Consider the following 12,035-nt stretch of genomic DNA (forward strand, 5'->3'; position numbering starts at 1 on the left):
GATTAACAAAGACACAGGAGTCGTCATGAAACCAGCAATGAAACCCGCCATCCTTGCCGCCCTGGTGGCCCTGCTTGCAGTGCCCGCCATGGCCCAGCCCGCAGCAACGGCGGCCGGTACCGCGCCTGGCACAGTGGCGGCACCAGCCACCACGGCGGCCGCCGTGGCAAAGCATTACGCCCACCTGGTGCAATCAAACTATGACGACACGCTGGCCAGCATGCTCATCCTGCAAAAAGCCGTGCAGGCTTTTACCGACGCGCCTTCGGACGACGGCCTCAAGGCCGCGCGCAAGGCCTGGCTGGACGCGCGCGAGTATTACGGCCAGACCGAGGCCTTCCGTTTTTACGGCGGCCCGATCGATGACAAAAACGGCCCTGAAGGCCGCATCAATGCCTGGCCCATGGACGAGTCCTATGTCGACTACGTGAAGGACGCGCCCAACGCCGGCATCATCAACAACCGCAAGGCCGTGATCAACAAAAAACGGCTGGCCAGCCTGAACGAGCGCAACGGCGAAGAAAACATCGCCACCGGCTGGCACGCGATTGAATTTTTGCTGTGGGGCCAGGACCTGAGCACCACCGGCACGGGCAACCGTTCGTTTGAAGATTTTGTGGACGGCAAGAAACCCAACGCCGACCGCCGCCGCCAATACCTCAAGGTAGTGACCGAACTGCTGGTCGACGACCTCGGCACCCTCACCAAAGCCTGGGCGCCCACATCGACTTCTTACCGCGCGAAGTTCGAGCGCGGCGGCATGGAGTCGGTGCGCAAGATTTTTGTCGGCCTGGGTTCGCTCTCGCGCGGTGAACTCGCCGGTGAGCGCCTCGAAGTCGCCCTGGCCAGCCAGGACCAGGAAGATGAGCACTCGTGCTTTTCCGACAACACGCACCGCGACGTGGTGAACAATGCCAAAGGCATCCAGAACGCCTGGCTGGGCCAGTACAAGCGCGCCGACGGCACGACGCTGGCCGGCCCGTCGCTGCGTGACCTGGTGGCGGTGAAAAACCCGGCGCTGGCAGACCGCACCACCAAGCAGATCGCCGCATCCGTCGCCGCCGCCGAAGGCATCCAGGCGCCGTTTGACCGCGAAATCGTCGGCGCCAAAGACGCACCCGGCCGGCTGCGCGTGCAAAAAACCGTCGACAGCCTGGTGCAGCAAAGCAAGGACCTGGTGGAAGCCGCCAACGCCGCCGGCATCACCAAGCTGACGCTGGTCAAACCTTAATGGCCAAGGCCGCGTCGTCCCGGATGGTCACGCGCCCTGCGCGTGCAGTGCTTGCCTGCGTGGCCGCAGCGGGACTGGCAGGGCTGGCCTTCTGGGCGTCGGCAGGGCCGGGTGCGCAAGCCGGCACGGCGCCCGACGACGAGAAAACCGGCGGCGACACCACGGTGTTTGCCACCGGCCACAACGCGTTTTCATTTCCGCTGGCCAACCTGGGCGATGAGGAACGCACGCGGTTTGTCATCGGCAATTCTTTCTTCAAGCGCAACTGGGTGCAGGCGCCGTCCTCCACCACCGCGCGTGACGGCCTGGGCCCGCACTTCATCGCCCGCTCCTGTGGCGGCTGCCATGTGCAGGACGGGCGCGGCGCACCGCCCGACTTCAACCGCGGCCTGGCCGACCAGCCGGTCGGCCTGCTGCTGCGCCTGTCGGTGCCGGGCAAGGACGCGCACGGCGGCCCCATGCCCGACCCGGTGTACGGCGACCAGTTTTCCAATTTCGCGGTACAGGGCGTGATGCCAGAGGGACAGATATCCCTGCGCTACGACGTGGTGCGCGGCAAGTTCGCCGACGGCACCCCCTACCAGCTGCAAAAGCCCCGCTACGGTTTCAGCAAACTCCACTACGGCCCCATGGTCAAAGATGTGATGGTGAGCCCGCGCATCGCGCCGCAGATGGCCGGCGTGGGTTTGCTCGAAGCGATTCCCGAAGCGGAAATCCTGCGCAATGCGCGCGAGCAGGCCGCATCTGACAGCCCGGTGCGCGGCGTCGTCAACCAGGTGTGGGACGCGCCGACGCAGCAGATGCGCACAGGCCGCTTCGGCTGGAAGGCCAACGTCGCCACCCTGGCGCACCAGACCGCGGGCGCCTTCCTCGGCGACATGGGCATCACCTCGCCGGTCTTTCCGAAAGAGACCTGCACAGCCGCCCAGAAAGACTGCCTGGCGGCGCCGCGCGGCGCACAGGGCAAGGCCAGCGAGATTGACGAAAAAACATTCAACGACGTGGTGTTTTATGAAACCACACTGGCACCGGCGGCGCGCCGCAATCCGCGCGATGCCCAGGTGGTGCGCGGCCAGAAACTGTTTGCCGAAGCACAGTGCGCCGCCTGCCACCGCCCGAGCTACGTCACCGGTGAAAGCCCGTTTCCGCGGCTGGGCAGCAAGGCCGTGCAGGGCCAGACCATCTGGCCCTACACCGACCTGCTGCTGCACGACATGGGCGAAGGCCTGGCCGATGGCCGGCCCGACTTCCTGGCCGATGGCCGCCAATGGCGCACGCCGCCGCTGTGGGGCATCGGCCTGGTGCCCGACGTGAACGGCCACAACCGCCTGCTGCACGACGGCCGCGCGCGCGGTGCGCTGGAAGCCGTGCTCTGGCACGACGGCGAGGCCAAAGCCAGCAAGGACAAAGTCCTGCGGATGAATGCGCAGGAACGCGCCGCGCTGGTGAAATTCCTCGAATCGCTATGAGTGCCATGAAGGTATCGAGTGCCTGACCCAGGCATCGCAAGCGACAACCCACACAAGGGAGCAGCCCGATGAATTCCCTCACCTCTTTGTTGCAGCCGGCCTGGCGCAAGGCCGTGCCGGCCATCGCCGCCGCGCTGCTGCTGGCCGACGGCACGGCGCAGGCGCAAGTGGTCGCACCCAACGTTGCCGTGCCGTTTTACACGGCGGGTGATTTCATGCGCGGCATCCATCGCTTCTGGTATGCGCCGCAAGCCACCGCGTTTGCCGAGCAGGCCGGCGGCTTGCCTGCGGCAATGCAAGCCGTGTGCGACGCAACCGCCACCACCGCACCCGCAAAGCTGGAGCAAGCCAAAGAGCGCTGGAAAACCACTGCGCTCGCCTGGGACCGCCTGAGCGGCGTGCAAATCGGCCCGCTGGTGCAGCGGCGCTCGGCGCGGCAGATCGACTTTTCGCCGGCGCGGCCCGAGCTCATCAAGCGGGCGATTCAGTCAGCGCCGCAAGATGCCACGGCCATGGAAAGCATAGGCTCGCCGGCCAAAGGCTTGCCGGCCCTGGAGTGGCTGCTGTGGAACCAGCCTGTTTCGTCGTTTGCACCCGCCACGCCGGCCTGCCGCTACGCGGTGCAGGTGGCCGCCGACATCCAGCGCGAAGCCGACACGCTGGCGAAGGCTTTCAGCGAACTGGCAGCGCGCCAACCCGGCGAGTCGGAAGAAAGCAATGGGCCGGCGATGAGCGAGCTGGTCAACCAGTGGACCGGTGCGCTGGAACGCCTGCGCTGGGCCGAAATGGAAAAGCCCCGCATGGCCGGGACGCAAGGCAACCGCAATGCCGCCTACGCGCGCAGCGCCAGCGGCCAGACCGCGGCGCGCTGGGCCGCGCAATGGCAGGCGCTGCGCACACTGGGCGCATCGCAGGCGCGTGAAGCCCCTTTGCCCGGTGTCGGCTTGGCGCCGCTGGAAACCTATTTGCGCGGACTGGGCCGCAACGAGCCGGCCAACCAGCTCGCACAAGCGGTGAACAAAACCGACAAAGCCATGCAAAGCGCATCGCCCGCCAACAAAGCCGGCATGGGCAGCGCCGGGCGTTCCTTGGCCGACCTGAAGAAACTCGCCGAAGCCGACATCGCGCCGGCACTGGAAGTGAGCATCGGCTTTTCAGATGCCGACGGCGATTAGGAATTTGCATGAAAAAGGCTGAGGCCCTGACAACACTGCGGCGCCGGCAATGGCTGGCACTGGCAGCGGCTGGCACCAGCGCCTGGCTCAATCCCGCGCTGGCAGCGGCCACCGCTACTAGCCGGCCGCAACAGCTGGCCGCCGCCTGGGAGGCGGCGCACGGCTACCAGGTCGGTGTGCTGGCCTATCGCGGCGCCGCGCTCCAGGTCAGCGCCGCACTCGACGTGCCTACGCGTGCCCACGGCGTGTGGGTCGAGCGCAGCGGCACGCTGCTGGCGGTGGCCCGCCGGCCGGGCGACTGGCTGCTGCGCTGGAAGCCCGAAGGCAACGGCACCGGCCAGGCCATCGCCTGGGGTTGGGCCGAGCCCGACCGCGCCTTCAACGGCCACGTGATCGCCAGCCCCGACGGCAAAACGCTCTACAGCACCGAAACGAATCTCGAAACCGGCGAAGGCCTGGTCGGCCTGCGTGATGCCGCCACGCTGGAGAAATCTGGCGAGTGGCCGACTCACGGCATGGACCCGCATGAACTTTTGCTGGATGACGACGGCAGTTTGGTCGTGGCGAACGGCGGCATCCCCGCGCTGCCTGAAACCGGCCGGCTGAAAATTCACATGGATCGCATGGACGCATCGCTGGTGCGGCTGGACACACGAAGCGGCGCGCTGCTGGGCCAGTGGCGACTGGCCGACAAGCGCCTGAGCCTGCGGCACATGGCGTGGGGCGGCGCACCGGTGGCGGGCGGGGCGCGTGTCCTGGGCATCGCGCTGCAGGCCGAGCATGACGACACCCCGGCCAAAACCGCCGCGCCCGTGTTGGCGCTTTTTGATGGCCAGAAGTTGCAAACCTGCGCCGCTGCCGACGGGCGCGTGCTGGCCGGTTACGGCGGCGACATCGCCTGGGCAGCGGGCAGTTTTGCCGTGGGCTGCCCGCGCGCCAATGGCGTGGCCGCATGGCAGGCCGATGGGCGCTGGACAGGCTTTTTCCCGCTGGAAGAAGCCTGCGCCGTCACTTCGGCTCCGGCCGCGGGACAGGCTGACGCCATGTTGTGGGCCGGCGGACGGCTCGCCGCGCTGACGCGCGACGTCGCGGGCCGCACGGCTTTGCCGGCGCTCAAAAATGTGCGGCTGGACAACCACTGGGCGCCTCTGCCGGGTTAGATAACGGTTGGGTTGGCTGGGGGCATCGATGAATTGCTATATTTTTGATAGCTGCTCGCGCCCGTTGTTATTGGGCTACCGGCACATTTGGCACACAAAAAGGCCCTGAAACCGCATCCTGGCGGGGATTTTTCCGGATTTTTACCGTCCCCGGACAACTAAAAACAGCTATTTTCAAAGCGAAAAACGGCTTTGACCCAAGCAGGACGAGCGCAAGCAGCTATTGTTTTTATAGCAACGTCATGCCCTGCCGATTCGAGCGCAGCTTATTCGGCGCCCTATTCGGCGGACTTCACAGCTTCTTCCATAGCTCGCCATCCCTGGAACGGTAAGTGCCCCCCGTGGCGCAGCAGCCCCCTGCACCGAAGGCGATGCGCCCGAGGGTGACGGTGACGACACCGTTGTCTGCCTGCAGCGACTGCCGTTCGCAATACGTGAAGAAGGGATAGAGATCGGGTTCGAGCACCATCTGCCAGCCGTTCTCGCCGGGCTCCTTGGACGCCTTGGGTATCGCGCGGTAGACCTTGCAGTCATGCACTGCGAGGTGCACCGGCTTGCCGTCCAGCAATCCCTTGAATACGCGCTCCGGCGGTATCGCTGCCATGGGGTCCGGCTCGGCAGGTGACGGAGCAGGGACACTGCCTCCGCCTGCCAACCCAAGTCCAATCCCCAGCCCAACAGCCAGCAGGAGCTGGCCCCACAGCATGTTCCGCTCAGGCCTTGTCGCCGGCGAGAACGCCTGCCACGCCAGCGCAGCAGCAGCCGCGGCCGAAAGCGCTGTGGCGACCCAGACCAGCAGCCCGGCGGCTTCGGTGGCTGGACTGATCGTCCAGCCAACAGCCAGCACGGCCGCATTGACCAGCAACAGCACGAGGCAAGCCCATGGCCGCAGCCGGGAGAACAGGCCTGCAATCAGCAAGAGCACCGCGCACAGCAGCATCGCGGGCAGGACCACCACGCCTGAAAACAGCAGTTCGAACACGCCCAGCAGCCAGCCACCACTGCCCGCCATATTGCCAACGGTGTAAAGGTAAAGCGCCAGACCCAGGCCCGGCAGGGCCAACAGCTGTGCGGCGACAAAGGCAAAGGCGTAAGGTGCGTTGGAGGTTCTCAAGATGAGGGGAATTCTAGAGTGCGGTCGGATACTGTCGTATACGGCCTGCGTGAATCCAGCATGCCCAAATGCAATCGCCCCGGCAGCCAAAGGCTGCCGGGGCGAAAAGCGTCGGGACCGGTCAGGCGCCGGCGCCGTAAAGGCTTATTGCTGGCTGGTCTTCACAGCTTCAGCAGCAGCCTGGGGTGCTGCACCGGCCTTCTCGGCGCGGGGAGCGCCCAGGTTTTGCTGGGCGGTGGCGCCGTTGTAGCTCGAAGCGGAGCCGGCGTTTTGGACCTGCAGCAGGTCGCTTTTTACTTCCGCGCGGGTTTTGGTCGCGGGCGCCTGCATCTGGTCAAACAGATAGGAGTTGAAGGTTTGGGCAGAAGCAGCCACGGAAGTCAGGGCGGCAACAGCAACAACGGAAGCGGCGATAAAGTTCGATTTCATGATGAATATCCTCTCAAAGTTAAGTGACGTTCCGGGCATGGCGGGCTCATCTTCCCGTCTGTCCAGCCTCGGTGAGTCGCCTTGTAGTGGGCTTCGGCTCATCGATGTATGAACTTTATTCCATTCAAATCAATCAAAAAATAGCAATTCCAACAATACATTGCTGTTAAATCAGCAACAATGATGGCTTAATTTAGGGGTAAACCATGGACCGGCTTCAATCAATGCGTGTGTTTCAGCAGGTGGTGGATGACGGGAGTTTTGCGGCGGCCGCGCGCAAATTCGACATGTCTTCCGCCGTGGTGACCCGGCTGGTCGGCGACCTGGAAGATCACCTGGGCGTGCGGCTACTGCAGCGCACCACCCGACGCCTGGCCCTGACGGATGCCGGCGAGGCCTACCTGGCACGGGTGCGCCACATCCTCGATGACATCGACGAAGCGCATGCCGCCGCCCAGGCCCATGCGCAGGAAATGTCCGGCGTCATCCGCATCCTGACCCCGCCGGTATTTGCCGTGCACGTGATTGCGCCCCTGGTGGCGGAGTTCGCGCGGCGCTACCCCAAGGTCGTGCTGGATATCTATGTGGACTCTCCCTTGATGCCGCCCGTGGAAGACTACGACCTCACCCTGCTGGGCGCTGCCGACACCTTTGACGCCAACATCATCGCCCGGCCCATTGCGTCTTCCGCCGGCATTCTCTGTGCCTCGCCAGACTACCTGCGCCGCCACGGCACACCCGCACAACCTGAAGACCTGCCCCATCATCAATGCATGCGCATCAAGGCACAGGCCAACCGCCACCGCAGCTGGCGCTTGTTCAACCCGAAGGAAAACAATCGCGAAGTGGAGGTGCAAATCGAGCCCAGCATGTTGGTGAACCATTCGGACACGCTGATACGCGCCTGTGTGGACGGTGCGGGCATCATGAGCCAATCCATCGACCTGGTGGCCAACCACCTCAACAGCGGCGCGCTACAACGTATTTTGTCGCCCTGGACCACCGGCACCAACACGCTCTATGCAGCGCTGCCCAGCCGCAAATTCATTCCGACACGTACCAGTGTGTTTCTGGAATTCATGACCGAGTACACGCGCGCTGTGATCAGGAAGATGGAAGCCCGGCAGGACTAAAACCTGCGCCGACGCACGGCAAAAGCACTCACCCGGGCGGCCGGTGTGGAAAAGCGGGCTCGCGGCCCCACATAACAATGGCAGCCGCCCTGGTTGCTGTCATAGTTCATGGCATTTCACCCTTCGTGAAACACGTCTCACAAATCGCGAAGAAACGTGGGCGAACTTTTTGAACGCCAAAAAGTTCCAGGACTACACGCCGTTATTGTTCCGGTTTCGACAATTGAATGTTCTGCCAATACGCACTTGTGTATCTGCGCCGCGGAACAAGGTTTGATACATCGGTGAGCCACCTATTCAAAGCGACTCAACGATGAAGGCCTCACGGGCACAACGCCCGTCCCACCTGTTTTCACACTTGTTCTTAAAGGAAATTCACCATGAAATCGACGAAACTTGTTTCCGCATCCGTTCTTGCCCTTGCAGCGCTCGCCTCGGCGAACAGCTTTGCCCAGGACAGCAACTACCCCGGCAATGAAGTGAGCGCCGCCAGCACCTTGAGCCGCGCCGATGTCCGCGCAGAGTTGGCGCAATCACCACGCGCGTCGTACCAGGTCAACAGCGACAGCGGCTATCCCGGAACCGATGCCGCACCCGTTGCGAGCACCAAGACCCGCGCCGAAGTCCGCGCCGAACTGGAGCAGGCACAGCATGAAGGCTACAAGCTGAGCATCGACAACTCCTACCCCAACGACTTCAACGTGCCTGCCGCACACGGCAGGGCACACTCCGCGGGTTAAGCAGCGCCGCACCGCCGGCCAGGCGTGTGCACCTCCCGTTAAATCGCACTGCAGCGTCCAGGAAGCCTCCAGGCTTTCTGGACGTTGGCCTGCGCGCAGCACGGCCCGTCCTTCCCTGTTGTCCTTCCTCGCTTTGCGTGAGGGACATTCAACAAATCAGCGATCAAAATTGCCTTGGCACGCATAGTTGCGAAATCATGTATGATGAGTATCATGCGAAACACCAAAATCAACGCCAGAACGGCCGCCAAGGAGGCCTCCCACGAACGTATCGTCTCCGTGGCCGCGCGGGCAATACGCCGCAGCGGCTATAGCGGCACCGGCGTGGCCGACATCATGAAAGAGGCCGGCCTGACCCATGGTGCGTTTTACGCCCACTTCGCGTCCCGCGAGGCCATGCTGGCCGAAGCCGCAACGCGGGCCTGCGCCGACGCCGCTGCCATTGCTGCAGGCGTGGTCGCCGGCGTGCCCTCAGGGCGGGCACTGGAATCCATGGTGCGCGGCTACCTCTCGCCTGAGCACCTTGAACAGGTTGAAATGGGATGCCCCCTGGTGGCGCTGGGATCGGAAACGGCGCGCCAGACACCCGAAATACGCCGCGCGACCACCCGGCACATCAAAGAAACGATTGATTTTGTCGCCCGCCAGTCACCTGACTGGGGGCAGCACGGTGCTCACGAACGGGCGATGATGACCCTGGCCACCATGGTCGGCACCTTGCTGCTGGCCCGCGCGGTTGACGAACCCACATTGGCAAACAGCCTGTGCGAGGCCGCCATCAAGCACCTGACTCCAGCTGCTGCCCCCGCCTCCGCCTGAACCCGAGACACAGTACCTGCGGCCTTTTCGCTTGCTCACATATATGACAACCATCATTCGAAATCAACACAAGGCCAGCCCAATGAGACCTTCTGTTCGGTCATGCACCTCAAGCCGACCCGTTCCCCGTCCCGTATCTACACCCCGAAGGAAACACCATGGCTACTGAAAACAAAATTGCACTCGTGACGGGCGCCTCCTCAGGCATCGGCAAGGAGACTGCTGAGCGGCTTGCAAAAGCCGGCTACAAGGTCTACGGCACCAGCAGGCGCGGCGGCCAGCCCGGCGGGCAACCGTTCGACATGTTGTCTCTGGACGTGACCCAGGACGAGTCGGTCGAGGCTGCAGTTCAGAAGCTGATTCAGCTGGAAGGCCGCATAGACCTGCTCGTCAACAATGCCGGCTTCGGGGTCGCTCCAGCTGGTGCGGAAGAGAGTTCGATCGCGCAGGCTCAAGCTATCTTCGACACCAACTTCTTCGGGATCGTCCGGATGACGCGCGCCGTCGTGCCGCACATGCGCCGACAGGGCGCGGGACGCATCATCAACATCGGCTCGGTGCTTGGTTTCCTGCCAATGCCGTACGGGGCACTGTATGCGGCGACGAAGCATGCGATCGAAGGCTACTCCGAGTCGCTCGACCATGAGCTACGCACCAGGGGCATCCGGGTCTCGGTCATCGAGCCTGCATACACGAAGACGCCGTTCGACGCGAACTTCCTGGAACCCGACGCTCAGCTCAATGAGTACCGCGAGGTTCGCGCTGCCGTGAGCCAGCGCGTGAAGGAAGTGATGGCAACTGCGGAACAGCCGGGCGTCGTGGCTGACGTCGTGCTGAAAGCTGCCAGTGCCGCTCACCCGAAACTCCGATACACCGCTGGCGGACTCGCGAGTCGCCTGCGATTTCTCCGCACATTTGCGCCTGCGGGTCTGGTGGATGCCGGGATTCGAAAAGATCTGCGGCTCGACGTGATGCCAACAGTGAAAACATCATGAAAGCATTCATCGTTGAACGTTATGGGAAAAAGAGCAGCTTGCGGTTGACGGACATGCCGAGCCCGGAGCTGCGCGATGACGAGGTCCTGGTCCAGGTGCATGCCGCTGGTGTGAACCAGCTGGACTTCAAGATCCGCGACGGCGAGTTCAAACTCATCCTGCCCTATCGCCTGCCTCTCATCCTGGGCCACGACGTTGCCGGAGTGGTCGTCAAGGTTGGCCCGCGCGTGCGGCAATTCAAGCCGGGCGATGAAGTCTATGCGCGGTCCGATGATTTCCGGATTGGCACGTTTGCGGAATTTGTCCCCGTCAAAGAGGCATCCCTGGCGCTCAAGCCTGCGGGGCTCACGATGGAAGAAGCCGCGTCCATCCCGCTGGTGGCCTTAACGGCCTGGCAGGCACTGGTCGAGAAGGCCAAGCTGAAAAAAGGGCAGAAGGTCTTCATCCAGGCTGGCTCAGGAGGCGTTGGCACCTTTGCCATCCAGTTGGCGAAACATCTGGGCGCCACCGTTGCCACGACGACGAGCACGGCCAATGTCGCGCTCGTCAAGAGTCTGGGCGCGGACATCGTGATCGACTACAAGACGCAGGATTTCGAAAATCTCCTGCGCGACTACGACGTCGTGCTGAACAGCCAGGACGGCAAGACGTTGGAAAAGTCACTGCGTGTGCTTAAGCCCGGTGGGAAACTCATCTCCATCTCCGGCCCACCTGATCCCGCATTCGGCAAGGAAAGCAGTGCTCCTGCATTTGTAAAGCTGGTGATGCGCATGCTGAGTTCAGGCATCCGGCGCAGGGCAAAGGGCCGCGGAGTTGACTACGCGTTCCTCTTCATGAAGGCAAGTGGCAGCCAACTGCGCGAGATCACGCGGCTCTTCGATGCTGGAGCCATCCGTCCGGTGATGGACCGGGTCTTTCCGTTCGAAGCAACCAACGAGGCCTTGGCCTACGTCGAGGCGGGCCGTGCAAAAGGCAAGGTCGTCATCAAGGTCAAGTGAGCCTGTTTTTCCTAATCAGCTTTTCCCACCCATTGGAGTTTTCTCATGCAAATCAAAAACGCTGTTGTTCTCGTCACCGGTGCCAATCGCGGCATCGGCCTGGCATTCGCGCGCGAGCTGCTCGCCCGCGGTGCCCGCAAGGTCTACGCGGCCGCGCGAGACCCCGCAACCGTCACCCTGCCCGGAGTGCAGGCCCTGCGGCTCGACGTCAACAGGCCCGAAGACGTGGCGGCCGCCGCCGCACTGGCGCCGGATGTCACGCTGGTAATCAACAACGCGGGCATTGCCCAGCCGGGTGGCTTTCTGGCGGCCGACAGTGAAGACACCACCCGGCGCATCTTCGAGACCAACGTCTACGGCGTGCTGCGCATGAGCAAGGCCTTCGCGCCGGTTCTCAAAGGCAACGGCGGCGGCGCCCTGCTCAACGTGTTGTCGGTGGCCTCGTGGGTGAACGGCGGTGAGCTGGCAGCTTACTCAGCCAGCAAGTCCGCAGCCTGGTCGCTCACCAATGCCTTGCGCAGTGAACTGGCGGCGCAAAAGACGCAGGTGCTGGGGCTGCACATGGCCTATGTAGATACCGACCTCACGCGCGGCTTCGAGGTTCCGAAGTCCAGCCCTGAAGACATCGTCAAGCGTGCGCTCGACGGACTCGAATCGGGGGTTGATGAAGTGCTGGCCGATGAAATCACCCAACATGTCAAAGCCGGGATGACAGCGGTCAGGCCCAGCTACCTTCCGCAGGCATCCTGACTTCGAAGCCTGGCCGGACCAT

General features: G+C 63.5%; 12 protein-coding genes. 10 read left to right on the forward strand and 2 right to left on the reverse strand.

Annotated features, from left to right (window positions below; all coding sequences use genetic code 11):
- Positions 1-25 precede the first annotated feature (25 nt).
- From AC1D1J_RS11555 to AC1D1J_RS11570, 4 genes are all read left to right on the forward strand, one after another.
- Complete coding sequence (locus AC1D1J_RS11555; protein ID WP_477694757.1) at positions 26-1,231, forward strand: imelysin family protein; 1,206 nt, start codon at positions 26-28, stop codon at positions 1,229-1,231.
- Positions 1,231-2,700, forward strand: a complete 1,470-nt coding sequence (locus tag AC1D1J_RS11560) for a di-heme oxidoreductase family protein (protein ID WP_477694758.1) — start codon at positions 1,231-1,233, stop codon at positions 2,698-2,700. The genes AC1D1J_RS11555 and AC1D1J_RS11560 overlap by 1 nt, the downstream gene beginning before the upstream one ends.
- 68 nt (positions 2,701-2,768) lie before the next feature.
- Positions 2,769-3,875 carry an imelysin family protein gene (locus AC1D1J_RS11565; protein WP_477694759.1) on the forward strand — a complete coding sequence of 369 codons (1,107 nt, stop codon included), beginning with the start codon at positions 2,769-2,771 and terminating at the stop codon, positions 3,873-3,875.
- 8 nt (positions 3,876-3,883) lie between these two features.
- Entirely contained in the window at positions 3,884-5,035 is a 1,152-nt protein-coding gene (locus AC1D1J_RS11570) for a DUF1513 domain-containing protein (protein ID WP_477694760.1), read from the forward strand.
- A 292-nt stretch (positions 5,036-5,327) separates the two neighbouring features.
- Here AC1D1J_RS11570 and AC1D1J_RS11575 read toward each other — a convergent pair whose 3' ends face one another.
- Both AC1D1J_RS11575 and AC1D1J_RS11580 read right to left on the reverse strand, forming a co-directional pair.
- Positions 5,328-6,149, reverse strand: a complete 822-nt coding sequence (locus AC1D1J_RS11575) for a hypothetical protein (protein WP_477694761.1) — start codon at positions 6,147-6,149, stop codon at positions 5,328-5,330.
- Positions 6,150-6,293: 144 nt separating this feature from the next.
- Positions 6,294-6,578 carry a DUF4148 domain-containing protein gene (locus AC1D1J_RS11580; RefSeq protein WP_477688448.1) on the reverse strand — a complete coding sequence of 95 codons (285 nt, stop codon included), beginning with the start codon at positions 6,576-6,578 and terminating at the stop codon, positions 6,294-6,296.
- A 206-nt stretch (positions 6,579-6,784) separates the two neighbouring features.
- Here AC1D1J_RS11580 and AC1D1J_RS11585 point away from each other — a divergent pair, with 206 nt between their 5' ends.
- From AC1D1J_RS11585 to AC1D1J_RS11610, 6 genes are all read left to right on the forward strand, one after another.
- A complete protein-coding gene (locus AC1D1J_RS11585) occupies positions 6,785-7,711 on the forward strand; it encodes a LysR family transcriptional regulator (protein WP_477688447.1) in 927 nt (308 codons plus the stop codon).
- A gap of 380 nt (positions 7,712-8,091) precedes the next feature.
- The gene (locus AC1D1J_RS11590) at positions 8,092-8,451 is read left to right on the forward strand and encodes a DUF4148 domain-containing protein (protein ID WP_477688446.1); all 360 of its coding nucleotides are present in this window, start codon (positions 8,092-8,094) and stop codon (positions 8,449-8,451) included.
- Between the two features lie 201 nt (positions 8,452-8,652).
- On the forward strand, positions 8,653-9,270 hold the full coding sequence (locus tag AC1D1J_RS11595) for a TetR/AcrR family transcriptional regulator (protein WP_477688445.1): 618 nt from the start codon (positions 8,653-8,655) through the stop codon (positions 9,268-9,270).
- Between the two features lie 158 nt (positions 9,271-9,428).
- Positions 9,429-10,265: an oxidoreductase gene (locus tag AC1D1J_RS11600; protein WP_477688444.1), complete on the forward strand. Its 837-nt coding sequence runs from the start codon at positions 9,429-9,431 to the stop codon at positions 10,263-10,265.
- Complete coding sequence (locus AC1D1J_RS11605; RefSeq protein ID WP_477688443.1) at positions 10,262-11,263, forward strand: NADP-dependent oxidoreductase; 1,002 nt, start codon at positions 10,262-10,264, stop codon at positions 11,261-11,263. Before AC1D1J_RS11600 ends, AC1D1J_RS11605 begins: the two co-directional genes overlap by 4 nt.
- A 45-nt stretch (positions 11,264-11,308) precedes the next feature.
- Positions 11,309-12,013 carry an SDR family oxidoreductase gene (locus AC1D1J_RS11610; protein WP_477688442.1) on the forward strand — a complete coding sequence of 235 codons (705 nt, stop codon included), beginning with the start codon at positions 11,309-11,311 and terminating at the stop codon, positions 12,011-12,013.
- Positions 12,014-12,035 lie beyond the last annotated feature (22 nt).

The organism is Polaromonas sp. P1_F8, assembly GCF_056405635.1.

Bases quoted from the DNA above. Each gene is read 5' to 3' on its own strand.
- AC1D1J_RS11570 (WP_477694760.1), top strand. From the start codon at position 3,884: ATGAAAAAGGCTGAGGCCCTGACAACACTGCGGCGCCGGCAATGGCTG.
- AC1D1J_RS11585 (WP_477688447.1), top strand. From the start codon at position 6,785: ATGGACCGGCTTCAATCAATGCGTGTGTTTCAGCAGGTGGTGGATGAC.
- AC1D1J_RS11555 (WP_477694757.1), top strand. From the start codon at position 26: ATGAAACCAGCAATGAAACCCGCCATCCTTGCCGCCCTGGTGGCCCTG.
- AC1D1J_RS11605 (WP_477688443.1), top strand. From the start codon at position 10,262: ATGAAAGCATTCATCGTTGAACGTTATGGGAAAAAGAGCAGCTTGCGG.
- AC1D1J_RS11580 (WP_477688448.1), bottom strand. From the start codon at position 6,578: ATGAAATCGAACTTTATCGCCGCTTCCGTTGTTGCTGTTGCCGCCCTG.
- AC1D1J_RS11610 (WP_477688442.1), top strand. From the start codon at position 11,309: ATGCAAATCAAAAACGCTGTTGTTCTCGTCACCGGTGCCAATCGCGGC.
- AC1D1J_RS11560 (WP_477694758.1), top strand. From the start codon at position 1,231: ATGGCCAAGGCCGCGTCGTCCCGGATGGTCACGCGCCCTGCGCGTGCA.
- AC1D1J_RS11590 (WP_477688446.1), top strand. From the start codon at position 8,092: ATGAAATCGACGAAACTTGTTTCCGCATCCGTTCTTGCCCTTGCAGCG.
- AC1D1J_RS11600 (WP_477688444.1), top strand. From the start codon at position 9,429: ATGGCTACTGAAAACAAAATTGCACTCGTGACGGGCGCCTCCTCAGGC.
- AC1D1J_RS11565 (WP_477694759.1), top strand. From the start codon at position 2,769: ATGAATTCCCTCACCTCTTTGTTGCAGCCGGCCTGGCGCAAGGCCGTG.
- AC1D1J_RS11595 (WP_477688445.1), top strand. From the start codon at position 8,653: ATGATGAGTATCATGCGAAACACCAAAATCAACGCCAGAACGGCCGCC.